This is a genomic window from Pseudovibrio sp. Alg231-02 (genome assembly GCF_900143565.1).
In the GTDB taxonomy this organism is placed as follows: Bacteria; Pseudomonadota; Alphaproteobacteria; order Rhizobiales; family Stappiaceae; genus Pseudovibrio.
Genome location: NZ_FREX01000007.1, coordinates 152715 through 178322, shown reverse-complemented (window position 1 = coordinate 178322; position 25608 = coordinate 152715). Strand labels below are relative to the sequence as shown.

At 53.2% G+C, this 25608-nt stretch carries 21 protein-coding genes; 17 read left to right on the top strand and 4 right to left on the bottom strand.

Annotation, left to right across the window (positions count from 1 at the left end):
• The first annotated feature begins 115 nt into the window (after positions 1-115).
• The 11 genes from DHN43_RS18435 (at position 116) to DHN43_RS18385 (ending at position 12686) form a co-directional block, all read left to right on the top strand.
• Complete coding sequence (locus DHN43_RS18435; protein WP_108819592.1) at positions 116-2515, top strand: transketolase; 2400 nt, start codon at positions 116-118, stop codon at positions 2513-2515.
• Positions 2516-2612: 97 nt separating this feature from the next.
• Entirely contained in the window at positions 2613-3764 is a 1152-nt protein-coding gene (locus DHN43_RS18430; protein WP_108819591.1) for a DSD1 family PLP-dependent enzyme, read from the top strand.
• A gap of 192 nt (positions 3765-3956) precedes the next feature.
• Positions 3957-4394 carry a glyoxalase superfamily protein gene (locus DHN43_RS18425; RefSeq protein WP_108819590.1) on the top strand — a complete coding sequence of 146 codons (438 nt, stop codon included), beginning with the start codon at positions 3957-3959 and terminating at the stop codon, positions 4392-4394.
• 214 nt (positions 4395-4608) lie between these two features.
• Positions 4609-5094, top strand: a complete 486-nt coding sequence (locus DHN43_RS18420) for a hypothetical protein (RefSeq protein ID WP_063293354.1) — start codon at positions 4609-4611, stop codon at positions 5092-5094.
• 328 nt (positions 5095-5422) lie between these two features.
• Positions 5423-6148, top strand: coding sequence for a FadR/GntR family transcriptional regulator (locus DHN43_RS18415; RefSeq protein ID WP_057461439.1), 726 nt, complete (start codon positions 5423-5425; stop codon positions 6146-6148).
• Positions 6145-7308 (top strand): PLP-dependent transferase, encoded by a 1164-nt coding sequence (locus tag DHN43_RS18410; protein ID WP_108819588.1) that lies wholly within the window; start codon positions 6145-6147, stop codon positions 7306-7308. The genes DHN43_RS18415 and DHN43_RS18410 overlap by 4 nt, the downstream gene beginning before the upstream one ends.
• A 28-nt stretch (positions 7309-7336) precedes the next feature.
• On the top strand, positions 7337-8596 hold the full coding sequence (locus DHN43_RS18405; RefSeq protein ID WP_208995501.1) for an ABC transporter substrate-binding protein: 1260 nt from the start codon (positions 7337-7339) through the stop codon (positions 8594-8596).
• A complete protein-coding gene (locus DHN43_RS18400; RefSeq protein WP_063293356.1) occupies positions 8596-9534 on the top strand; it encodes a carbohydrate ABC transporter permease in 939 nt (312 codons plus the stop codon). Before DHN43_RS18405 ends, DHN43_RS18400 begins: the two co-directional genes overlap by 1 nt.
• 9 nt (positions 9535-9543) lie before the next feature.
• Positions 9544-10395, top strand: a complete 852-nt coding sequence (locus tag DHN43_RS18395; RefSeq protein WP_199914834.1) for a carbohydrate ABC transporter permease — start codon at positions 9544-9546, stop codon at positions 10393-10395.
• An 11-nt stretch (positions 10396-10406) separates the two neighbouring features.
• Positions 10407-11492, top strand: a complete 1086-nt coding sequence (locus DHN43_RS18390) for an ABC transporter ATP-binding protein (protein WP_063302868.1) — start codon at positions 10407-10409, stop codon at positions 11490-11492.
• 132 nt (positions 11493-11624) lie between these two features.
• Positions 11625-12686, top strand: a complete 1062-nt coding sequence (locus DHN43_RS18385) for a Gfo/Idh/MocA family protein (RefSeq protein WP_108819586.1) — start codon at positions 11625-11627, stop codon at positions 12684-12686.
• Positions 12687-12810: 124 nt separating this feature from the next.
• On the opposite strand, the gene DHN43_RS18380 is transcribed toward DHN43_RS18385, so the two are convergent.
• The 4 genes from DHN43_RS18380 to DHN43_RS18365 form a co-directional block, all read right to left on the bottom strand.
• Complete coding sequence (locus tag DHN43_RS18380; RefSeq protein WP_063287512.1) at positions 12811-13824, bottom strand: ABC transporter permease; 1014 nt, start codon at positions 13822-13824, stop codon at positions 12811-12813.
• Between the two features lie 58 nt (positions 13825-13882).
• Positions 13883-15421, bottom strand: coding sequence for a sugar ABC transporter ATP-binding protein (locus DHN43_RS18375; RefSeq protein ID WP_199914833.1), 1539 nt, complete (start codon positions 15419-15421; stop codon positions 13883-13885).
• 169 nt (positions 15422-15590) lie between these two features.
• A complete protein-coding gene (locus tag DHN43_RS18370) occupies positions 15591-16508 on the bottom strand; it encodes a sugar ABC transporter substrate-binding protein (RefSeq protein ID WP_063287514.1) in 918 nt (305 codons plus the stop codon).
• A gap of 103 nt (positions 16509-16611) precedes the next feature.
• Positions 16612-17415, bottom strand: a complete 804-nt coding sequence (locus tag DHN43_RS18365) for a TIM barrel protein (RefSeq protein WP_108819584.1) — start codon at positions 17413-17415, stop codon at positions 16612-16614.
• Between the two features lie 263 nt (positions 17416-17678).
• Between DHN43_RS18365 and DHN43_RS18360 the strand changes: the two genes are divergently transcribed.
• From DHN43_RS18360 to DHN43_RS18335, 6 genes are all read left to right on the top strand, one after another.
• Complete coding sequence (locus DHN43_RS18360; RefSeq protein WP_208995486.1) at positions 17679-18698, top strand: LacI family DNA-binding transcriptional regulator; 1020 nt, start codon at positions 17679-17681, stop codon at positions 18696-18698.
• 441 nt (positions 18699-19139) lie between these two features.
• Positions 19140-19667, top strand: coding sequence for a hypothetical protein (locus DHN43_RS18355; protein ID WP_108819582.1), 528 nt, complete (start codon positions 19140-19142; stop codon positions 19665-19667).
• Between the two features lie 137 nt (positions 19668-19804).
• Positions 19805-20422, top strand: coding sequence for a TetR/AcrR family transcriptional regulator (locus DHN43_RS18350; protein WP_208987780.1), 618 nt, complete (start codon positions 19805-19807; stop codon positions 20420-20422).
• 96 nt (positions 20423-20518) lie between these two features.
• Positions 20519-22102 carry an AMP-binding protein gene (locus DHN43_RS18345; RefSeq protein WP_108819581.1) on the top strand — a complete coding sequence of 528 codons (1584 nt, stop codon included), beginning with the start codon at positions 20519-20521 and terminating at the stop codon, positions 22100-22102.
• 70 nt (positions 22103-22172) lie between these two features.
• The gene (locus DHN43_RS18340) at positions 22173-23381 is read left to right on the top strand and encodes an acetyl-CoA C-acetyltransferase (RefSeq protein WP_108819580.1); all 1209 of its coding nucleotides are present in this window, start codon (positions 22173-22175) and stop codon (positions 23379-23381) included.
• 11 nt (positions 23382-23392) lie between these two features.
• Positions 23393-25540 carry a 3-hydroxyacyl-CoA dehydrogenase NAD-binding domain-containing protein gene (locus tag DHN43_RS18335; RefSeq protein WP_108819579.1) on the top strand — a complete coding sequence of 716 codons (2148 nt, stop codon included), beginning with the start codon at positions 23393-23395 and terminating at the stop codon, positions 25538-25540.
• Positions 25541-25608 lie beyond the last annotated feature (68 nt).

Sequence of the window (25608 nt, the reverse complement as noted above, 5' to 3'; positions counted from 1 at the left end):
TCAAAAATTTCCCTTATTCATGAAGGTATATCAGTTGGCTCAAGAGATTAATTCTCAAGGCAATCTGATAGCCTCGCGGAATAAAAATATTCCAATGAAACCGACGGGGAGTTTAATGAGCGCAGCTTCACTGGATACTTTGGGTACGCTGGAAAGCCGAGTGCGATGGCTTGCCTCCTGGACCATTCACAATGCCAACCATCTCCGCGGTTCTGACGCTGGTGATGTGAAAGTTGGCGGCCATCAGGCATCTTGTGCTTCTATCAGCACCATCATGACTGCGCTCTATTTCCATAGTTTGAGCCCGCAAGACCGGGTGGCGGTGAAGCCGCATGCCGGGCCTATCTTCCACGCGATCCAGTATCTGGCCGGGAACCAGTCGCTGGAGAAGCTGCAGAACTTTCGTGGGTTTCATGGCGCTCAATCCTATCCATCTCGTACCAAAGATGTCGATGATGTTGACTTCTCAACCGGCTCCGTAGGCCTTGGGGTCGCGCAGACGCTGTTTTCATCACTGGTGCAAGACTATGTGAAAGCGCATGGGGGGCTCAATAAAGCGCCGGAAGGTCGTATGATCTCGCTGGTTGGCGATGCGGAAATGGATGAGGGGAACATCTATGAGGCATTGCTGGAAGGCTGGAAACATGGCCTGCGCAATTGCTGGTGGATCGTGGATTATAACCGTCAGTCATTGGATGCTGTGATCCGCGAAGGCCTTTGGGAGAAGTTTGAGAGCATCTTCCGCAATTTCGGGTGGGAAGTCGTCACGCTCAAATACGGGAGCCTACAGGAAGAAGCCTTCAAAGAACCAGGTGGCAGCAAACTGCGCGATTGGATCGATCTGTGCCCCAATCAGCTTTATTGTGCCCTTGCCTATCAAGGTGGGGCAGCATGGCGTAAGCGACTGCTGGATGATTTGGGAGATCAGGGCGAGGTCAACGAGCTGATTAATCGGCGCAGTGATGCTGAGCTGTCCAAGCTCATGTGCAATCTGGGTGGCCATGATTTGCCGTCCCTGATTGAGGCATTTGAGAGTGCCAAGACCCATGATCGCCCTGTCTTGTTCCTGTGCTACACCGTGAAAGGCTTTGGCTTGCCGCTGGCAGGGCACAAAGACAACCATGCAGGCCTGATGACCTCCAGGCAGATGGAAGAATACCGCAAGCTGGAAGGCATTCGCGAAGGGCATGAGTGGGACAAGTGGGAAAGCACATCTGACCCGCAAGACCTTCAGACTTTCGTGACTGAAGCACCGTTCTTCTCAAAAGGCAGCCGTCGCTATTCTGCGAGAACGGTGCCTGTACCGGCAAAATTGCCGGCACCCAATGCAGCAGAAAAGATGCTATCCACGCAGATGGGGTTTGGTCAGATTCTGCATGAAATTTCCAAGCAGGATGAAGAGCTTGCCAAGCATATTGTGACGACTGCGCCAGATGTGACGGTCTCCACCAATCTTGGCCCATGGGTCAACCAACGTGGATTGTTTGCCAAGGAAGAACTGGCGGATACGTTTAAGGCTGAACGGATACCCTCCACCTTTAAATGGGCGTTTTCTCCGCAAGGCCAACACATTGAGCTGGGCATTGCAGAATCCAACCTGTTCCTCCTCCTTTCTGCACTTGGGTTGTCTCACAGCATCAACGGTCAGCGCTTGCTGCCCATTGGCACAGTTTACGATCCGTTCATTCTTCGTGCGGCTGACCAGCTCAACTACGCCTGTTATCAGGATGCCCGCTTTATGTTGGTGGCAACACCATCCGGTGTGACGTTGGCACCGGAAGGCGGGGCCCACCAGTCCATCAGCACACCGTTGATTGGTATGGCTCAGGACGGGCTTGCCGCGTTTGAGCCTGCCTTCGTCGATGAGTTGGCAACCATCATGCGCTTTGGGTTTGATTACATGCAGCGCGATGGAGAGGGAGACCCTGATGAGCGCACATGGTTGCGGGATCAGACAGGAGGCTCCATCTACCTGCGCCTGTCCACACGCCCGCTGGAGCAGCCTCAACGGACGATCTCACCTGAAGACGAACAGGACATTGTCGATGGCGCCTATTGGCTGCGCAAGCCGGGACCGAATGCAGAAGTTGTGATCGCGTACACCGGTGCCGTCGCACCGGAGGCAATCAACGCTGTTGGGATGATGGCGGAAGACCGCCGTGATGTTGGTCTGCTGGCAATCACGTCTGCTGACCGCCTCAATGCAGGGTGGACAGCTGCACAGCGCGCTCGGGACCGTGGGGCAATGCATGCGCGCAGCCACATTGAGCGCTTGTTTGATGATGTGCCGGACAATTGCTCGCTCATTACAGTGCTGGATGGGCACCCTGCTACCCTTGCATGGCTTGGTGCGGTGAAAGGCAACACAATCCGCACTCTTGGCGTAGAGCACTTTGGTCAGACTGGCACCATTGCCGATCTTTATGCTCATTACGGCATCGACACCCAATCCATTTTGCGGGCGGCTGAAACGATTTCGACAGGTGGCAAGATTCGCTACATCAAGGCGAGCTAGACTTGCAGGCGGAAGCGGTGTGTGGTGCATTGCTTCTGCCGTTCTAACTGTTCAGTTTCGTTCTTACTGAACTCACGCCTGCTGCAAGGACTTCGCCGTGACCTCTGATCTTTCCCAGTACACGCTTGGCTATGACATCCCTGCCCTACCGGGAATGAAGCTGGATGATGTGCAAACGCCTGCTTTGATTGTTGATCTTGATGCCTTTGATCATAACCTGCTGAAAATGCGTGATGAGATTGCCAAGTATGGTGTTCGCCATCGCGCTCACTGCAAAATGCATAAGTCTGCTGAAGTTGCAAAACTACAGATAGAGCGAGGCAATGCTTGCGGCGTGTGCTGCCAAAAGGTGAGCGAAGCAGAGGCTCTGGTGAGAGCGGGCCTCACGGATATTATGGTGTCCAACGAGGTGTGTGATCCATACAAGATTGATCGTTTGGCACAGCTCCCTAAACTTGGAGCGCGTATCCTAGTCTGCACCGACAATCTGGCAAATATTGAAGATCTCTCTCAAGCCGCAGTCAAACACACAACACAGCTGGAAGTTCTGGTGGAACTGGATTGCGGAGGTACCCGGTGTGGTGTGGCAGATAGTGCTGCTGTGTTGGAGCTGGCAACTGCAATCATTGCAGCCTCCAACTTACGGTTTGCGGGCATTCAGTCCTATCAGGGCGCTGCGCAACATGCCTATGATTACGCTGATCGAAAAGCGCTGCTGGATACGGCAATCACGATCACCAAGGATGCTGTAGACCTGCTGGAAAGCAAAGAGATCCACTGTGATATCGTAGGTGGTGCAGGGACTGGCTCATACCCGTTTGAAGCAGCCTCCGGTGTGTTCAACGAGTTGCAATGCGGGTCCTATCTCTTCATGGATGCGGACTACCGCAAAGTGAAAGACAAAGATGGCAAGCACTTACCTGCTTTTGAGCATGCCCTGTTCCTGCTGACTTCGATCATGTCCATTGACATAGATGGGCAAGCCGTTTGCGATGCAGGGCTGAAGGCACACAGCATCGATTCCGGGCCACCAACTGTGTTTGAGCGACCTGATCTGCAAAGCCTCGACTATTCAGATGAGCATGGCGTCCTTAAGGATCCGCAAAACTCGTTGAGGATCAACGATAAGATCAAGCTGGTTCCGGGGCATTGTGACCCGACCTGTAACCTTCATGACTGGTATGTGGGTGTACGTGACGGTGTCGTGGAAACGCTTTGGCAGGTGACAGCCCGTGGTAAGTTTTACTAGATGTACTGAACCTTGGTTTGACAGCAACACCCATCCTCTGTAGGTTGCGCGGCAAGGGGTCAGGCTCCTGCCGCTCGCAGAGCTATGCTCATGGTGAAGCCTGAAACAAAAGATGCGACTTCAGCCCAGACAAGCGGGTTGGTGGCAATGCGAGCTCCATCAAGTTGATCCCGCATAGTTTGAGGCTATGAAATGACCGGATCTCTTCCTTCCCTTTCCGCGTTAAAAACGCAAGCGAAGCAACTGCGTGCTGCGCTGGAAAAACGCGGCGAAACAATTTCGCACTCCCAGACACTGGAGCTTATTGCTCGCCAACAAGGCTATAAGGACTGGAACACCCTTTATGCTGCCGTTGGCAACCGTCCACCTGTGTCGTTTCTGCGGCCCGGTGACAGGGTTGCCGGTAAGTATCTTGGACGTCGGTTTGCTGCCGAAGTTCTAGGCGTTCAAAGCTCCGTCGCAGCCCACCGGGTGCGGCTGACACTGCACTTTGATGAGCCAGTTGATGTGGTGAGTTTCAAGAGCTTTTCCGCTTATCGGCAACGAGTGACCTGTACCGTAAATGCGGATGGCATGACGAGCGAAAAGACCTCTGATGGCGAACCGCACATGGTTCTAACAGGGCTCTGATCTTACCTCACAAAAGAACCGGGAGACGTGACGCCTCCCGGTTTGTCAGTGGACACAACCTTCCTGTGCATCAAAGCGATCTCAACCGCAAAATGCTTGGTGAGGTGAAACTGTTGCTTGAACATCCATGCTCAATTAAACTATACTGTGATACTCATATTTAAATTGCTGGCGGTGTGATGCAATCGCCAGATGCACGAAAGAGGCGCTGGCCATGGATGTTGGGGCAAATGATGTTTACCTGGAACGCCAACCGGAACGACTGGTTCTGGAAGGGTATCGCCGCTGGTCATCCGGCTTCGAGACAGGTTCCATCACGCCCTGGGAAATGGCATGGGACCTTTATAGCGAAGTTCTCGGGCATCAAAATGCAGGAGTAGCGCTCGCCAGTCTGTCTCAATACGTACGCACACTAAAGCGCTGCGCAGCCTGCCCGCTACGCTCCTACCCTTATGATTCTCAGCATCTTTGTGTTGAAGAATGCCTGACTATGGGCCTGATTGCTGGCTTGCAACATGATGTCGACACTGTTGAGCTTTGCCTGCAGCACATTACCTGTCCGCAAAGATGCGAAGAAGTAGAACAGGCCGCTGCGAACTTCGCCGAGACCCTCAAATCCCTCGGTCAGGTCATGCTGCCTGTACCGTCTCATGTGCTGACTGATATTCTGAAAAAGAGCTCAGGCGGAAGCATGCATTAGGCTTGAAATAGAAAGCGCTTCTTAAAATATTGTGCGGCTCGTGTTTGTGAGCTGAAGCCTTCAGATTGATTTTATTATCAATTGCAATGGACGAGTCTGTGTCCGTGCAGGCCAATCTTTTCTAAAACTCCCTCCAAATCAGCCGCCTCCTGCCACATTAATATATCTGCCGCAGCTCTCTGATATCTCACGGCATTCCCCCTGGGTGCACTGCGGTAGATCAGTGGTTGTACACAGTAGGTATTTACAAGCGCAGATTCCTGTTTCTAAAATTGGTCTGACGTCTGATGGCAGACGAAATCAAATAGACATCTGTGCGGAGCCTAATGTGCCAAGCCCATCCAATAATAAAATTCGGCCAATCAAGACCGAGGACAGAAGCGACGCAATTCTGCAGTCGCTGACAGATTTCATCGTGGAGGAAGGCTTGCAGCCCGGTGACAGATTGCCCACGGAACGAGAGCTGATGAACGGCCTAAAGGTTGGCCGCTCGTCCATTCGTGAGGTGATCCGCCATTTGCAAGCGTTGGGGATAGTGGAGATCCGTCGGGGGTCGGGGACATACTTGAAGCGCCCGCTCTCCGAGAAAACCGTTTACCTGCCGCTGTCCATTGCAACCAAGCGCGATGGCCTGTTGCAAACGCTGGAAGTGCGCCGGGCGCTTGAAGTTGAAGCCTCTATTCTGGCAGCCAAGCGGGCGACACCGGAAGAGATTGACGAGATGCGCACCAAGTTAGAGCACATGGAGTCGGTCCATCACCTCAATGGGACGGCTGGCCCGGAAGACCTTGAGTTTCACCTGTCTATTTACCGCGCTGCAGGCAATCCGCTGTTTGAGCAGTTGTTGCAGCAGATGCGGGAATCTTTTGAGAGCTTTTTTGATATGCCGTTCGATCGCAAAGATTTTGCCGGACGGTCTTTTCCTTTTCACCGACAATTATTTGACGCCATTGCCGCTGGAGACACGGAGATGGCCCGCAAACATACCTTGGAAATTTTGAGCGTGGTTGAAGAAGATATTGTGCAAATGGCACAGGAAACGGACGCAGTATGATCGACCTGTGGGGGGAGGACACAGCAACAATCGTGGCGCATGATGAAACATCCTTTGCGGATGCAGTCGTGCCACCGATTTTTCAAAACTCGCTTTTCACGTTCTCGTCCTATCAGGAGATGTGTGAAACCTTCGCGGGCAAGATCAACCGCCCGGTGTATACGCGCGGCATTAATCCAACCGTCCGTGCGTTTGAGGAGAAGATTGCCAAGCTGGAGGGTGCTGAAGATGCACTGGCGCTTTCCAGTGGTATGGCCGCTATTTCATCAGCCATCCTGTCTGTGGTGAAGCCCGGTGACCGGATCCTGTCCGTCAAACATGTTTATCCGGACACTTTCCGTTTCTTTGAAATCTTCCTGCGCAAGTTTGGTGTGAGCGTTGATTACATCGATGGCGGCAATCTGGCGACGGTTGAAGCTGCCTTGCCCGGGCATGCTCTGTTTTATCTGGAAAGCCCGACCAGCTGGATCATGGAGGCCCATGATGTGAAAGCGTTGTGCGCCCGAGCCAGAGAAGCCGGTGTCACAACGATCATCGACAACAGTTGGGCCTCGCCCATCTTCCAGAACCCGATCAAGCTGGGCTGCGATATTGTGGTCCATTCGGCATCCAAGTACATCAGCGGCCACAGTGATGTGGTTGCGGGGGTGATCGCCACGTCTGCTGCGCGTGTGGCGCAAATCCGCGGGGAAGTGACCCAGTATCTGGGCAGCAAGATCGCACCGTTTGAGGCGTGGCTGTTGTTGCGCGGCCTGCGCACATTGCCAATCCGTATGAAAGCCCATGAGCAGGCTGGGATGGAGATTGCCAAGCGACTGGCTGAACATCCATGCGTGAAAACTGTTTTTCATCCGGCGTTCCAGAATAAGGCCCATCCGGGTTTGCGTGGAACCTCCGGTCTCTTTTCAATTGAACTGGCAGACAATGTCAGCGTCGAAGCACTGTGTAACCACCTGAAAATTTTCAAAATGGGTGTGAGTTGGGGCGGGCATGAAAGCCTGATTTGCCCTGCGCAGGCCTCTCTCATTCAATCGGGAGGACCAAACTCAACCGCATTCTTTGGCGTGTCACCGCACGTCGTTCGCCTGAATGTTGGCCTTGAAGACCCTGAGGATCTCTGGGGGGACCTCGAAGAAGCGTTAGGGGCAGCATCAGAATAACATTGCTAGAGGAGAGGCAATTATGAGTTTGAAGAAATTATTGGCCGCAAGTCTTGTGGCAACAGCTATTGCAGGTCCGGCAGCTGCTGAAACCAATCTTCGACTGGTGGAAGTGATCACAAGCCCGGAACGTACCAAGGTTTTGCAGAGTATTGTTTCGGAGTTTGAAGCGGAAAACCCGGGCACCAATGTCGAAATCATCTCGTTGCCTTGGGGACAGGCTTTCGAGAAATTCGCGACCATGGTTTCTGCTGGTCAAACACCGGATGTGGTTGAAATGCCAGACACATGGGCTGCGCTTTATGCCAATAACGGCGCTTTGGAAAGCCTTGAGCCCTACCTGAAGAGCTGGGATGGCACCGACAAGCTGAATGCCCGCACCATTGAGATGGCACGCAGTGGTTCTGGTACAGCTTACATGCTGCCCTACGGCTTCTATCTGCGCGCCATGTTCTACAACAAGAAGCTCTTCAAGGAAGCGGGTGTTGAAAAACCACCTGTGACATTGGATGACTTCCGTGATGCAGCTGAAAAAGTATCGGCTCTTCCCGGCAAGTACGGCTTCTGTCTGCGCGGTGGCTCTGGCGGTTTGAATGGCTGGGCCGTGTTTGGGGCAACGGCAGCTGGCACAGATCAGTTCTTTGATGAGGAAGGCAACAGCATCATGTCCACAGATGCGTGGATCAAGGGTGCACAGTTCATGGTGGACCTCTATCAGGATGGTCTTGCACCAAAAGACAGCCTGAATTGGGGCTTCAACGAGATTGTGGCAGGCTTCTACTCCGGCACATGTGCCATGCTTGATCAGGATCCGGATGCACTCATTGGCATTTCGCAGCGCATGGACCCGAATGATTTTGGTGTGACCACCATGCCAAAAGGTCCAAATGGCAAGGCCTACCCAACCATCGGGTATGCGGGCTGGTCCATGTTTGCTGACAGCGAAGACAAAGACGCCTCCTGGAAGCTGATTGCGAAGCTTCAAAGCCGTGATGCGAACCTTGAGTGGTCCAAGCGTGTGGGAACTCTGCCGATCTACAAAGATGCAGAAAGTGATCCGCACTACAACACGCCGCAGTTTGCTGGCTGGTTTGAAGAGCTGTCCGATCCGGACGTCCACCCGCTGACAATGCCAACACATCTTGAAGAGTTTGCGTTCTTCAAAGATTCCATCTCCATCCGCACCAGTCAGGAGGCTCTGCTTGGCCGCAAGTCTGCGGAAGAGCTTGGCAAGGAGTGGGGGGATTACCTCACAACAGCACAGAAAAAGTGGCTGGCTAAACAGTGATGACAGCTGCCACAGACCTTGGAACACACCCTGCCAGTCGGCAGGGTGTGACTTCCCGCAGATTCCTATCCCGATTTGAGCCCTACTTTTACGCAGCCCCTGCCATTGTGCTTTTGGTGACTGTGATGATGGTGCCGCTGGTGGTTGGCCTGACCTACACAGTCAGAGACATCCGCATCCTCAATCCGTTCAGTGGCGGTTATGTGGGCTTTGCGCATTTTGAGGCGGTCTGGCATGACCAAAACTTCCATAACGCCCTTTACAATACCTTCTGGTGGACAGTCAGCTCACTGTTCTTTCAGTTCTTTCTGGGTTTAACGCTCGCTCTGCTGCTCAACCGCACTTTTCCGGGACGGCGTATCATCCAGTCGCTTGTTTTTCTGCCATGGGCGGTGCCTGCATTCCTGTCTGGCCTCAACTGGGCATGGATGTTCAATCCAGTCATCAGCCCCCTGCCCCAATGGCTGTTTGCGCTCGGCATCCTGAGCGAACCAACCAATATTCTGTCAGATCCTGACCTCGCCATGTGGGGACCCATCGTTGCCAACATCTGGTTCGGAATCCCGTTTTTTGCGATCACTTTGCTGGCTGCGCTTCAATCCATTCCAGGTGAGATTTACGAGGCCGCATCCATCGATGGCGCGAGCCGCAAGCAGCAGTTTGTCAGTATCACACTGCCGTTTCTGGCGCCGACTATTGCGATTACGCTGATGCTGCGCACCATCTGGATCGCCAACTTTGCGGATCTCATCATCGTCATGACCAATGGCGGACCGGCAGATTCAACGCAGATCGTTTCCAGTTATATTTTCACGCAGGCTTTCCGTCGTCTGGACTTTGGCTATGCCTCCGCAATTGCGGCTGTGCTGCTGGTTCTGTTGATGGCCTATGCCGTCTCCATCATCTTCATCAGACGCAGTCTGCTGCGCGAAACCTGAGGCTCTGTTATGGCATACTATGCAAAATCAAAGGGCCAACGGGTGGTGGACTGGAGTGTCCATTACGGCCTGCTCGCCTGCTATCTGTTCTTTGCGCTGTTTCCGCTTTTTTGGCTGTTCAAGGTCGCGGTGACACCGACTAAACTGCTTTACTCAGAGGGCATCCGCATGTGGCCCTCGGAAATGACGTGGACCAACTTCACGCAGGTGATGACAGATACGGACTTTCCGCAGTTCTTTATCAACTCGGCTATCGTGTCAGGCTCAACCGCTTTCATTTCCACGCTGATTGCAGCGGCGGCGGGCTATTCGTTTTCGCGGTTTCACTACCGGGGCAAGGCGGTCATCATCGTGTTGATGCTGATCACCCAAATGTTCCCACTGGTCATGCTGATTGCGCCGATCTTCCGCATTCTCACGCCGCTGGGGCTGACGGACAGTCTGCTTGGACTTGTGGTGGTCTACACGGCCTTCAACGTTCCGTTTGCGACCTTTCTGATGCAGTCGTTTTTTGATGGCATTCCCAAAGACCTTGAAGAAGCAGCCATGATTGACGGCAATACCCGCTTTGGGGCGCTGGTGAAGATCATCTTCCCGCTCACCCTGCCGGGCATTGCAGCCACGCTTGGCTTTGTGTTCACCGCAGCGTGGAGCGAGCTGCTCTTTGCGCTCATGTTGGTCAGCAGTCCGGATGCAGTCACCTTCCCGGTTGGTTTGCTCACGTTCGTCTCCAAGTTCTCTGTCGATTTCGGGCAGATGATGGCGGCGGGTTTCCTGGCTCTCATTCCAGCAGCAATCTTCTTCTTCCTCATCCAGCGTTATCTGGTGCAGGGTCTTACCGCCGGTGCGGTCAAAGGATAACGAGGTACCCTATGGCTTCTATTCAAATCACCGAGGCAACCAAATCCTACGGAAACACCGCAGTTCTGCACGGTATTGACCTGAACATTCAGGATGGTGAGTTTATTGTGCTGGTTGGCCCGTCCGGCTGTGGCAAATCCACCTTGCTGCGTATGATTGCGGGGCTGGAGGAAGTGACATCCGGCTCGATCTCGATCAACGAGCGGATCATTAATGATCTACCACCGCGGGATCGGGACATTGCCATGGTGTTCCAGTCTTATGCGCTCTATCCGCATATGAGTGTGGAGGAGAACATCAGCTATGCGATGACCCTTCGCAAATCACCGAAGGAAAAGATCGCCAGCGCCGTCAATGGTGTCTCCAGCATTCTTGGTCTGAACGGCCTTCTGGAACGGCGTCCTAAAGCCCTCTCCGGCGGTCAACGTCAGCGCGTTGCAATGGGGCGGGCGATTGTGCGTGATCCGCAAGCGTTTTTGTTCGATGAGCCGCTCTCCAATCTGGATGCGCGCCTTCGCGAGCAAATGCGCTCGGAAATCCGCAAGCTGCATCGCAAGCTCAATGCCACGTCTATTTATGTGACGCACGATCAGATTGAAGCGATGACCATGGCCGACAGAATCGTAGCCATGCATGATGGATATATTCAGCAGGTTGGTACGCCGCTGGAAATCTACGACAAGCCAGCCAATGTTTTTGTGGCCTCGTTTATCGGCTCTCCAGCCATGAACTTTATTAAGGGCACAGCCTCGGCATCTGGTGACGGGTATCACCTTCAGACAGATCAGGGACACCAGATTATTCTGCCGGAAAGCTCGGGTTTGAAGGATCGGATGGACGTCATTCTGGGCGTAAGACCAGAACATCTAATGATTGTAGAGGAAGGGCCTGCAAGTCTGCCGGCAACTGTGGATCTGATTGAACCCATGGGCCTTTCCACGCTGGTTCATGTGCGTGTTGGACAAGACAGCCTTAAAATCTTCACACTCGACCGGCCTGATATCGCTGAAGGCACTCAGGTTCATGTGTCTTACATTAAAGAAAAGCTGCATATGTTTGATGCTCGGACGGAAATGCGGCTGGAGTCTCCTGTATAAGTTCCCCTGAACTGGTTCGTTGCTGCGGCAACGAACCGTTTTTCTGGACTCAGGGTTTCCACGTTCTTCTGGGGCAACCTAAACTGGTATAAATACTGCCTGATATATGTACCGCAGAAGGAATTCCTCTGAATGCCCTCGATCAGTCTGGCCGTCGTTGGTTTGGGAATGGCCGCAAAACCACATCTGGAAGCGCTTGACCTGCTGAGAAATCACATTGAAGTCGCAGGTCTCTATACCCGAACAAAGGTTAGGGCAGAGGCTGTCTCTGAGCAATATGGCTGGCCATGCTTTGACAGCCCCGAGCAGATTGCCGGTGATCCGGAGATTGATGCGGTTCTTCTGCTGACCCCACCCGATCAACGTCATGAACTGGTTGAGCTGTTCTCCGGTGCAGGCAAACACATCCTGACAGAAAAGCCGCTGGAACGGACCTATGATGCTGCGGCTGAACTGGTTGAGCTTTGCGACTATGCAGGCGTCAAATACGGTGTCGTGTTTCAACACCGCTTCCGCGAAGGTGCAAAGCAGCTGAGGACGTTGCTTTCAGAGGGGGCTTTGGGCGATATTCACCTGGTGCGGGCGAACATCCCGTGGTGGCGAGATCAGGCCTATTATGATCAGTCAGGCCGGGGCACCTATGCACGCGATGGCGGCGGTGTGCTGATCACGCAGGCCATTCATGTGCTGGACCTGATGTTGAGCCTGACTGGCCCGGCAAAGTCCGTGCAGGCCATGTGTGCAACGACCTCGGCACATAAGATGGAAGCAGAAGATTTCGCCACGGCTGGTATTGAGTTTCACAGCGGGGCTGTCGGGTCCATCATGGCGACCACAGCCACCTTTCCCGATGCAAAAGAAACGCTGGTGCTGGATGGCTCAAAGGCCTCTGCCCATCTGGAAGGCAGCAAGCTGACGGTGACGTATCGTGACGGATCTATCGATGTGTTTGGTGAACGCAGCGGAACCAAGGATGGAACGGGCGGCGGGGCTAACCCAATGGCGTTTCCATGCGACTGGCACCGGGATCTTATTGACGATTTCGCCCTCAGCATCATTGAGCACCGCGACCCGAAAGTAACTGGCCATGATGCGTTGATGGTGCATGCGCTCATTGAGGCGGTTGAGAGCTCTTCCCGCACCGGATCAAAGGTTGATGTGCGCGAGGCGGAGCTGTCGAAGGCCTATATCTAACAGGTGGTTCGCTGCCCAAAACTTTGCAGATAAAAAATGAGCAGGAGGCCGGACGAGGGCTCTCCTGCTCGGGTATTAGGCATCATCCGTGGGAGGTTTTAGCCTAAATTCTTTCGCGGTTTGATCAGACCTTGGCCCGCTTGCGCTGGCGATACTGATCCGCAACCACTGCAGCTACAATGATACCACCTTTCACGATGTCCTGGATGTAAGCATCAATACCAAGGAACGTGAAACCACTCATCATTGTACCCAGAATAATGGTTCCGATGACGGTGCCTGTGATGCGACCAACGCCGCCTGCAAGACTTGTTCCGCCAATAACAGCTGCAGCGATGGCGTCAAGCTCATATGCAAGGCCCATACCTGCCTGTCCACTGCCAGCTCGCGCTGCGGCAACCACACCGCCAAGACCAGCCAGCAAACCAGCAAGGGTGTACACTTTGATCAAGTGACGGCCAACGTTGATGCCGGAGACTTTTGCCGCCTGAACATTTGCACCAGTTGCATAGGTGAACTTGCCATAGCGGGTGAAACGCAGGGCAATGTGGAAGATAAACGCAGCCATCAGGAAGATGATCACCGGAATGGTGCCGGAACCGAGCCACATGTACTCTTCAGAAAGCAGGCTGATCGGCTGACCTTTGGTGTAGTAACGTGCCAGACCGCGTGCTGTTACCATCATGCCCAGAGTTGCGATAAACGGAGGGATGGCCGTGTAGGCTATCAACGACCCGTTTATGAACCCGGCTAAGGCCCCGACGGCGATACCAGCCAATACTGGTACGAGGAACGGCATGTCCGTGAACATTGGAAAGACAGCACGGGTATAGTCAGAGGTTTGCGCGAAACTGGCGGCAACCATGGCCGATAGAGCAAGCACTGAGCCTGAGGACAGGTCAATACCGCCGGTGATGATCACCTGCGTCACGCCAATAGCCAGAAGGCCGATGATGGAAACCTGCAGAACCATAATCAGCAAGCGCTGTGGGTTAAACAGGAAGGTGTCACCCTTCACAATCCAGCCCAGAATTTCAAAAAAGACTGCAATGCCGATCAGTACGAGGAAGATGTTGGCCTCTACCGGCAGTTTTCGAGCTGGAGCATTTGTCTCAGCTACATCAGTTGCATTTGCCATCTGGCAAGTCCTTTCAATCTCTGCGTCGGGCGCTTAAAGCTGCCGCGCATGAAAACTCTTAGTTGGAAGCAAGGCGCATAACGCTGACCTGATCTGCTTCAGCTCGATCCAGAATTCCGGTGACATGTCCTTCATGCATCACCATCACGCGGTCACTCATGCCCAGCACCTCAGGCATCTCGGATGAGATCATGAGAACAGCAACGCCCTCACCGGCCAGTTTGGTAATGAGCTTATGGATTTCAGCCTTTGCGCCCACGTCGATGCCGCGGGTTGGCTCATCCAGAATGAGGATGCGAGGTTTGGTCAGCAGCCAGCGACCGATCAGAACCTTCTGCTGGTTGCCCCCAGACAGGTTCTCGATGCGCTCGTTCATACCCGGTGTTTTAACGCGAAGGGCTTCGCTCATTTCCGTGCACAGCTTGGAGACAGCGCTTTCGGCCACAAACCCGGCTTTCACATGATCCTGACTGAGAAGCGCGATCTGCATGTTTTCCTGAATGTCGAGCATCATGAACAGACCGGTGTCCTTGCGGTCCTCGGTTAGCAACGCCATACCGTGGCCCATGGCCTCTGCTGGCGTTTTGATCTCAACCGTCTCGCCGAACACGCTGATGCTGCCCCCCGTTGCCGGGGTCACGCCGTAGATGGTCTCTGCCACGTTGGTGCGGCCTGAGCCCACCAGACCTGCAACGCCGAGAATTTCACCTGCACGCAGATCGAAGTTCACGTTCTCGAACACGCCGTCCAGACACAGATCCTTCACGGAAAGGACCACATCGCCGATTGGCACTTCCTCTTTCGGAAACATCTGGGTGATCTCGCGGCCCACCATCATGCGGATGAGCTGATCACTGTCCAAGTTGCTGGCGAGATCGGTGCCGATGTATTTACCATCGCGGAAAACGGAGACATCATCAGCGATCTCGAAAACCTCGTCCATCTTATGAGTGATGTAGACGATGCCTTTTCCCTCTGCCTTCAGGCTCGCGATGATCTGGAACAGGTGCTCAACTTCGCGGTCTGTCAGAGCCGAGGTTGGCTCGTCCATGATCAGCACATCAGATTCATAGGAAATCGCTTTTGCAATCTCGACCATCTGACGGTTGGCGATGGACAGGTCACGAACTTCAGTTTCCGGATCCAGATTGATGTTCAGCCGGTCGAACAGCTTTTTTGTATTGTCACGCAGCGCTTTATGATCAACAAACCCGAGCTTCGTCAGCGGTTCTCTGCGGATCCAGATGTTTTCGGCAATTGTCATGAACGGCATCAGGTTGAGTTCCTGATGGATCATGGCAACGCCCTGTTCCAGCGCATCCAGCGGCGTGGTCATGTGGACCTGTTTGCCACTCAGACGAACTTCTCCGCGGTCTGGTTGATAGATGCCTGCAATAATCTTCATCAGGGTGGATTTGCCCGCCCCGTTTTCTCCCATGAGGGCATGAACTGTGCCGGGTCGGATGCGCAGGTTCACATCATCCAGTGCAACAACACCGGGGAACTCCTTGCGCACACTATCGACTTCTAGCAGGTATTTTTGTGGGGCTGCGGCACCCTTATTCTCACGTACCGCCTCTTGTGTGCTTAAACTCACAGTCCGTGAACTCCATTTTTCTGCTGGCAGTGTGAGGGGCTTCCGGGTGCCTGGCCCGGAAGCTTGATCACTTGGAGGCTGGGCGCATTCTTCTCATGAGACAAAAGCCGAGAGAAGGAAACGCGCGCCAGAGCAAGGCGAAAGGCTGCAAAGCCTTCCGCTCAGCTGCTTACTTGTTGAGGAACTCGCCAAGGTTTGCTTTGTTTACCAGCTTGAATGGGATCCAAACGATGGTGTCCACTTTTTCGCCGCGAGCCAGCTTCAGAGCAGCTTTCACAGAGCCTGCGCCCTGGCCTTTCGCGTCCTGGAATACAGTTGCGAACATTTCGCCACGGTCCATGGAAACGAGTGCATCTGGAGTAGCATCAACACCAGCAACTGCGATGTCGCTGGACGCAATGCCAGCCTGCTTCATGGCGATCAGAGCGCCCAGAGCCATTTCGTCATTGTTTGCAGCAACAGCGTCGATTTTGGTGCCGGAAACAATCCAGTTGTTCATCAGGTCGATTGCTTCAGAACGCTGGAAGTCAGCGGTCTGCTCTTCAACAACCTTGATGTCTGGGTAGCTGCCAAGAACTTCTTTAACGCCCTGTGTACGGCCACGTGTGCCGTTGGACGCCAGTTCGCCGAGCATGATAGCAACGTTACCCTTGCCACCCATCTGCTTGGCCAGTTCTTCCATCTGCAAGCGACCAGCAACAACTTCGTCAGAGCCCACGAACACAACCTTTTCAGGCAGTTCTTTGTCTTCTGGCTTACGGTTTACGTAAACAAGTGGAATGCCGGCACTGTTGGCCAGTTTGGTGATGCGCGGTGTTGCGGATGTATCAGCCGGGTTCACGATGATTGCGTCAACGCCCTGTGCAACAAAGTTTTGTACCTGGTCGATCTGCTTACCGATGTCGCCGCGTGCGTCTTCAAACTGAATTTCAACGCCGTCAGCTTTGGCTGCTTCGTCGCCCATCGCGTTGCGCAGGATGGTCAAGAAGTTATCATCAAAATAAGCCATTGAAACGCCGATGTTCTCAGCCATGACGCTGGTTGTCATCATTGCCGATGCAGCTAGAGCCAATAGAGTACGTTTCATTAGTTCCTCCTCCGTGCCGAAATTTGGCACTTCTCCCAAGATTATGCTGGCGCAGATCCCCATCTACGCCAAATTATTTAGCGAAATCAGTCGCCTGGTATGATCAGGCGGCGGTTGCCGCCTGTAATTCTTTTTTCAGGAAATCAAAGCTTGCCTGCGTGGCGTCCACCACGTTTTCAAGAGCATGCACAACTGGAGAAAATGGCTCCAGAGACACGTGACCTGTGTACCCGTTGGCAAGCATGGTTTTGATCTGCGCTGCGTTGCCCAAACGGTCGGCTTTACTCACCAACAGGCGGTGATCATCCAACATTTGCGCGATGGAAAGGTCTGGATCTTCCACGCCGGAAATGTGCATGAGACCTGTCTGGTCCGCAAAGAACTCGGTTTCTTCAGCCAGGTGATGATGGAACGTATCATGCACCAGCTTGAACACGCCCTCACCGTCCACATCGCGGATTGCGGCAACGGCGTCTGCCTTGAGGCGCAAGGAGCACTGCGGGAAGCCGAGAGGCTCAACCAGACCGGTGACACCGGCGGTTTCCAGCAGAGGCTTGAGTTCTTTCAGAGACTGACGCAGGTTCGCTGCCAGCTCATCATCGCTCTTGCCATAGTCATGGTCATTGACCGGGCACATGACGAGAGCTTTGGAACCACACCGCTCAGCAAAGCCGATGAGTTCGTTTGCCTCAGCAAGACGAGTATCTGACCACTCGTTAAAACGCTGAAGGGCATTGATGCTGATGATTTCGACGCTATGCTTTTCAGCGAGTGCTTTGACGTCTTCTGCTGGTGTTTTCTGCTCAAACGGATTGCCAGCAATGTCATTGCGGATTTCTACGGCATTGATCCCCATGGAGGCAGCCATGCCAAAAAACGCGTCCAGCGTCATTTGAGGTGCAAGCATATGGTTCAACGCGAAGTTGATGTTTCCCGACAAACGACTTCTCCCAATGTCCGATGTATAAACATCAATTTGATCTGCTAAAGATCATATGTAAGTACTGGTACCTGTCAATTTAGAGTCTGAAATTACATGTAAAATCGGGATGAGAGAACGAATATTCCATCATTTCAATATTTTGGAAGGTTTGCTCCCGTGAAGTCAAAATGTGAATTTCGGTGTCAAGATTGATCGTTTTGATGGCTTAACAATCAAAGGTGATATATATGAGGCGTGGCAGCTGGCAGAATCCGAGTGTGTTGGACATTGCAAACAAGGCAGGTGTTTCGACCGCTACAGTTGACCGTGTCCTCAATAAACGGGGTGGTGTTTCCAAGGTCAAAGTGGGGCTGGTTCACAAGGCACTGGTGGAGCTGAAAGAACCCGAAGAGGTTACCTTAGAAAAAGTTTCTCCAATAACCGTTGGGTTGCTGGTGGATTCTGGAACGAGTTTCATTGAAGAGCTTATGGGACTGGTTGATCAGCGCTACGGGGATGATCCCAATGTGCGGTTCAAGTGCTTTTCTTCGCACACCAAAGACTTTGAGCCGAGTGTGTTTTCAGAGCGGATGATCTCCTGGGTAAGCAAATATGACGGCATTATTATTGCTGTGCGTGAACATCCTGCTATCACCCGCGCTATTGAAGAAATCAGCGAAACCGGAACGCCGGTGATCTGCCTGACAACAGACCAGCAAAGCCCGAAACACCTTGGTTACGTTGGGATGGATCAAATCGCAGCAGGCCTGTGTGCTGCCCAGTTGCTGGGGAAACTCTCTGGCGGGAAGACAGGTGAAGTCTTCCTTGCAACCAGTGCGCATTACCACTGTCAGGAAGGGCGGGAGACTGGTTTCCGGCGGTTGCTGCGCAAGGATTACCCCAATATCACCATTTCCGAGATCATCAACTCTAACGATGATGCGGAGACCGTCTATCAGTTGTTCAAAAAGCGATTGGATGAAGGCGCAAGGCCACTTGGTATTTACAATGTTGCAGGCGGAAATACGGGCATCGCAAAAGCAATTGGTGAGCTGGGTTCGCCGATCACCTTTGTCGGCCATGAGTTGAACGAAAACTCACGCAAGCTGCTTGAGAATGATCAGATGGATTTCGTAATTACACACGACATGGAAACCGAGCTGAAACGGTGCATCAAACTCATTAGGTGGCAAAAGGATTTTCCTGATGGGATTCAACCAGAATACAGGGCTTTACCGCCCGTTTTGAAGACGCGCTTCAACATCTGATGTATTTATGATGCAGGTATTTGGACTAACTGAACCGCAATTTTAGAATATGGAATATATTTTCCACAAAACGCGACTCATAGAAATGCCGGAATCCTGCGAAAAATCCACGAAAGTGGGCATGTTTTGCTTGTTCCGTAGTGCTAGTTCGGTCGGTATCATGGCAGGGCGATCGGGAAAGTTCGATCCGTAGTATCTCTATACGTACTAGTTCTGATGTTATTCACATCAAAATTGAGGTTAGATACGCAAAAACTAGATTTCATACTGTTATAGCCTACTCTGTTTAGTTTTAACTATCGATACTGGGGCATAGAAACCTACCGAATTAGCCAAAGCTATCCAGAATACTCTAATTTAAGATGGTTTGCACTTTGTAGTAAGACCTGATTTTCTACGAATTTGATCTCATTTCCTGCAGAATATGGATGTTTGCCAGCTATGCATGATGTAAAAGTAGATATTGGTGCTGATAACCTTAAACTCTATGGAAAGCTTTATGCTAGCGCAGCAGACATCGGGATCGCTTTATATTGCGTAGAAATGATCCTGAAGAAGAAATGGCACGGCTTTCCCTGGTCGCGCCGTGGATCTATTTATAATCAGCAGACTGTTTACACAACTTCTTTAGTTGTGTCTTATTGCCGACCATTTACAAAAAGTTACGGTTGGCCCTCTTTTCCTGAAGAGCTGCTTCAATATGATGATGAGGAAAACGAGCTGCATTCAGAATTACTCACTATGCGAAATCAGTTTTATGCCCATAGCGATAGTTGCAAGTTTGAATTCCAACCGATTAGCACACCTGCCATTGATACAGTAATAACAACTGAGCCCTTCCGTCGAATATCAATCAAAGATGCAAAGCGATTACAACAGATGTGCTTTAAGGTGCGGTCTCGCATTAGCTGGCGGATGCAAACGCTCTTTGCACACAAGACACGCCCGTTAAAGACAGCGAGCAAATAAACGCGCGAGTTATATTTCCTGTCAGTTGCAATCGCCTCCTCTTATTCCTTAGGCTCATTCATTGATGATCTGACGTTTGCGTCATGGACTCACCTCAGTTTATTTGCTAAACGTTCAACAATTAAATTGAGTGAATGTTGGCTGATTTGGAAAAAAAGAAGACACAGGCAGAACGGCGGGAGGAATCTGAACGCAAGCTTTTTGACGCGCTGGTGAGCATTATCAACGCAGAAGGTGTTCAGATGGCGACCTGTGAGAGCATCGGCCTGAAAGCGGGGTACAGCCGCGGTCTCACCATTCAACGGCTTGGCAAAAAAGACGAGATGTTCGTCAAGCTGATCGACCGCATGGTGAGCGAGACCGAGGCACACGTTACCCGGCAGATTCCGCCGGAGACAAACGCGAGGGAGGCGATCCGGCAGTATATCGACATTCACTTCGAGGATTTGCAGAACAAGCCCAGCTATCAGGCCTATTTCGCACTGATGGCGGGCAGCGTTACAGATTATGCTCTTTTAGGAGATGCGGTGAAACGCGCGCACGAGTTCGTAAAGCGGCTGCTTGTCTCTTATCTGGAGCGCGGCAAAGCGGAGGGCGTGTTCCCGCAGGATCTGGATTCAGCCATTCAGGCCGTTTCCATCGGAAGTTATTTGCTTGGGGTAGCACTGCAGCAAAAACTGCATCCAAGCCTCGATATCACTCTGCTGAAACCGGCAGCGTATTCATTGATACCATCATTGCCTGAAAAACAATAAGCGCCAAAATCAGCGCACCACGAGGAGAACAGGCGTCACATTTTAAAACGCACAGCGCACATCTGCGCTGTTCAACCTATGACTTGGGAGGGGATTATGGTTGGAACACATACTGGGGTACCGGCAGGTGCCATGAATTTTGATATGCTCGTGAACCATCTGCAGAAGGTGGACACCGGTATTCCGTTGTTTAAAGACCTTGGTGGTCGTGCCTTCAGCAATCCGCAGTTTGCGAAGCGCACTCGCCAGTTTGCAAAAGGTCTGCAAGACCTTGGCCTTGAGCCGGGCGCCCGCGTTGCCATTCTCAGCCTCAACTCCGCTGAGTATGTGGAGGCGATGATCGGCACCATGATTGCGGGCATGATCTCCGTTCCGCTCAACATCCGCTGGTCTGCGGAAGAGATGCTTTACGCCATCGGTCACTCCAGCATGGAGGCCATCGTTTATGACGATACGTTCTCGCCTATGGTGGCGGCCATCAAAGAGCGCGCAGATAGCCTGAAGCATTTCATCCATGTGGGAGAGAAAGAGCAACCTGAAGGCACCAAAGCCTATGCAGACTGCCTGAGTGAGCCGATTGCGCTGGAGCTGGGCCGTGATGTCGAGACCGAATGCTTCATGAGCTACACCGGCGGCACCACCGGTTTCCCGAAAGGTGTCGTCCACACCCATAGTTCCATGCTCGCCAGTGCCAACATTGTTGCTGCCAACGGCGTTCCTTACCATGACCGGCCTGCGCTTCTGGTCATGCCGCTGTTCCATCTTTCTGGTTATGGCCTGCTGCTGGCTCGCCTCATCCAGAACAAGCCGTCGCTGATCGTGCCGATGTTCCGTCCGGATATTGTGGTGGCTGCGGTTAAGAACTTCGACGTTTCGTCCTTCCTCATGGCACCGGCCATGTTCCAGATGCTGATGCACGCTCCGGAGTTTAACTCTGAAGACTTCTTGCGTGTGTCACAGCTTTATTACGGCGCCTCGCCTATTTCTGAGGCTCTGCTGAAGCTGATTCAGGAGAAATTCCCAAAGACCGATCTCATGCAGGTTTACGGCATGACAGAAGCTGGGGCGGCGACGTTCCTTGCAAGGCAATTTCACGAAGGCGAACTCATGCGCTTTGGTGCAGCCGGGCAGGCCGCCTCGCCGCTCATCCAACTGCGCATTGAAGATGAGGACGGCAATGAACTGCCAACCAACACAATTGGTGAGGTGGTGCTGTATTCTCCAGCTGTCATGAAACGCTACTACAATGCTCCGGACCAGACAGCAGCAGTGCTGCGCAATGGCGGTTACCGCACAGGTGATGTCGGCATGGTGGATGACATGGGTATCCTCTCGCTGAAAGACCGGCTCAAGGACATGATCATTACAGGTGCAGAGAATGTGTACACCGCCGAGGTGGAAAGCGCGATCTCCACGCATCCGGATGTGTCCATGGTGGCGGTGATCGGCATTCCTGACGAGACCTACGGTGAGGCTGTTCATGCGGTGATTGTACCAAAGGAAGGCAAAACCCCGACTTTTGAAGAGATCCGCGCCCACACAAAAGAGCGCATTGCTGGCTACAAATGCCCGCGCTCCATGTCGCTGGTAGAGGAACTGCCACTCTCTGCCATGAACAAAGTTTTGAAGAACAAACTTCGCGAACCGTTCTGGGAAGATCAAAACCGCGAAATTGCATGAGTTCAATCGGGGCGACCTGGTTGCCCCGGTCCTTAATCTGTTTGAAGATCACAAGACACGGTAGAAACACATGGCGACGACAGCATACGTTTACGATGCGATCCGCACTCCGCGTTCCAAAGGAAAGCCGGATGGATCCCTCAACGAAGTCAAACCAATCAATCTGGTGACCACCCTGCTCTCCGAGATGCAGGGCCGACACGACCTCGATACTTCCCGGGTGGATGATGTCGTGATGGGCTGCGTAACCCCGGTACGTGAACAGGGCGCTGTTCTGCCGAAGATCGCCCTGCAGAAAGCGGGCTGGGACCAGACCGTGGCTGGCGCTCAGGTCAACCGTTTCTGCGCCTCTGGCTTGGATACCTTCAACACCGCCGCAGCGCGTATTGCATCCGGCTGGGAAGATATGATCTGCGCGGGCGGATATGAAAGTATGAGCCGTGTGCCTATGGGCACTGATGGCGGACCGTTCAGCGAAGACCCTGAAACCGTGCTCGCTACTGGCTTCGTACCGCAAGGCATTGGTGCAGACCTGATTGCCACTATTGAGGGCTGGAGCCGTGATGATGTGGACGCAACAGCCGTTGCCAGCCAGCAGCGGGCAGCGCACGCACGCGATAACGGTTGGTTTGACAAGTCCGTTGTGCCGGTCAAAGACGAGAACGGCATCATTGTTTTAGAAAAAGACGACTTCATCAAACCGAAAACAGACATGCAGACCCTCGGCTCCCTGCGTGCAAGCTTTGAAAAGCACGGGGCCATGGGCTTTGATGCTGTTGCACTGGTGCGCTATCCGGAAGTTGAAAAAATCAACCACGTCCACACTCCGGGCAACTCCTCCGGCATCGTGGATGGAGCGTCCTTGATCCTGCTCGGCAGCGAACAGGCCGGTAAGGACATGGGTCTGACACCTCGCGCCCGCGTGCTCTCAGTTGCTGTGACGGCATCTGACCCAACCATCATGCTCACCGGACCGGGACCAGCTTCCAAGAAGGCACTCGCCAAGGCTGGCTTGACCATTGACGATATTGATCTGGTTGAGATCAATGAGGCTTTTGCCTCTGTCATGATGCGTCTGCAGAAGGACCTCAATGTACCGGACGAGAAGCTGAACGTGGTTGGCGGTGCGATCGCCATGGGTCACCCACTGGGCGCAACCGGCGGCATGCTAGTGTCCACCATGATTGATGAGCTGGAACGACGGAACCAGAAGCGTGCCTTGATCACCATGTGTGTTGGCGGCGGCATGGGCATCGCGTCCATCGTTGAGCGCGTATAACGGGGAAGACCATGTCTGAATACACTTACGAAAAAGACGCCAGCGGCATTGTTACAATCACGTTTGACTCAGCTGGCAAGTCCGCAAACACCATGACCCGTGCCTGGTTTGAAGGCATGAAAGAGCTGATGGCCAAGCTGTCTGCTGAAGAGGGCCTTTCCGGTGTCATCATCGCCTCTGCTAAAAAGACCTTCTTTGCAGGTGGTGATCTGGAAGAGATGCTCCACGGTAGTATGGACCCGGAAGACATCTTCGCCTACGTGGAAGAGATGAAAGCCCCGCTGCGCCAGCTGGAAAAGCTGCCAGTGCCAGTGGTTGCGGCCATCAACGGTGCCGCGCTTGGTGGGGGCTTCGAGATTTGCCTTGCCTGTAACCACCGCATTTTGCTCAACTCTCCAAAGGCCGTTGTTGGCCTGCCAGAGGCGACACTCGGTCTGTTGCCGGGTGCTGGCGGCGTTGTCCGCCTCACCGCAAAGCTGGGACTGGAAGCAGCCCTGCCACTGCTGGCAGAAGGCAAGCAACTGCGTCAGGAAAAGGCGCTGAAGGCCGGTTTGGTGGACGAGCTGGTTGATATGCCGGAAAAGCTGATCCCGGCTGCAAAGGCATGGATCAAAGCCAACCCTGAGGCTGCTGTTCAGCCGTGGGATCAAAAAGGCTTCCGCTATCCAGGTGGCAATGCGGAAAGCGCCAATGTGCGCATGGTGGCCGCGATGGCACCGACCATGCTTTACAACAAAACCCGCGGTCTGATGCCCGCACCTGAAAAGGTGATGGACATTGCCGTCAATTCCATGCGCATGGGCTTTGACAGCGCGCTGCGCAATGAAAGCCGTGGCTTTGCTGCTCTGCTGCGCTCCACTGAAGCCCGTGCAGCGATCACCACGTTCTTCTTCGGCATGCAGGCCATCAAGTCCGGCAAAGTCCGCCCGCAAGGGGATGCCTGGAAGGCAAGCAGCTCAGCAATCCTCGGCGCTGGCATGATGGGTTCTGGCATCGCATGGGCACATGCAAGCCGTGGTCTGCCAACCACACTCAAGGACATGAGCTTAGAGAATGCTGAAAAAGGCAAAGGCTACTCCGTAAAACTGGCAGACAAAGCCATCAAACGGGGCCGCATGGATGAGGCGAAAAAGGAAGCCCTTCTTGGCTGCATCACTCCGACAGATAGCGATGACACCTTTGCAGGCACCGACATCATCATCGAGGCGGTCTTTGAGGATATCTCTCTGAAAGAGAAGGTTATCCCTGAAACTTACAAGCAGCTTTCTGATACCGGTATCTATGGCTCGAACACCTCGACCCTGCCGATCTCCATTCTGGCGGAAAGTTGTCCTGATCCGACCCGTTTTATCGGCCTGCACTTCTTCTCGCCGGTTGATAAAATGAAGATCGTCGAGATCATTGTTGGCGACAAAACCAGCATTGATACCCTGCGCAAAGCCTATGATTACGTGCAGCAGATCGGCTACCTGCCAATCGTGGTCAACGACAAGCGTGGTTTCTTCACCAGCCGTGTGTTCGGCACTTATCTGGATGAAGGTCTGGCTCTGATGCGTGATGGCATGAGCCCGGTTGCCATTGAGCGTGCTGCGTGGAAAATCGGCATGCCGGTTGGTCCGCTGGCCGTGCATGATGAAGTCTCCATGGTTCTCACCAAGAAGATCCATGAGACCCATATCGCGCTGGATAAACGCCTTGGTGTTGAAGACGGCTTCCCGGCAGATGACAGCTCCAACGTAAAGGTTGGCCAGTCTATGGTGAACATGGGTCGTGGTGGCCGTCATTACGGCGGTGGTTTCTACGAGTACGCTGGCGATGGTTCCAAGAAACTGTGGGATGGTCTTTCCCAGTTCAAAGAGCGTGATCTGAATGTTTCCATGCAGGATGCGGAAGATCGCATGATGTACCGTCAGGCCATTGAGACCCTGCGCTGTCTGGATGAAGGCGTGCTACGCACAGAGGTGGAAGCCAACATCGGCTCTATCTTCGCCATCGGCTTCCCGGCACACACTGGCGGTGCTCTCCAATTCATCCACGGCATCGGCCTTGAGGCCTTCAAAAAACGTGCTGACGAGCTGGCAGCAGCTTATGGCCCACGCTTTAAAGTCACAGAAACGGCTCTTGATAAACTGCGCAGCGAAAAACTCGCAACTGCTTGAGCTTAAGCCGACTTAACAACAAGCCCGCGAAGCCATCGTTTCGCGGGCTTTTTTGTGTGCGGTTGCCT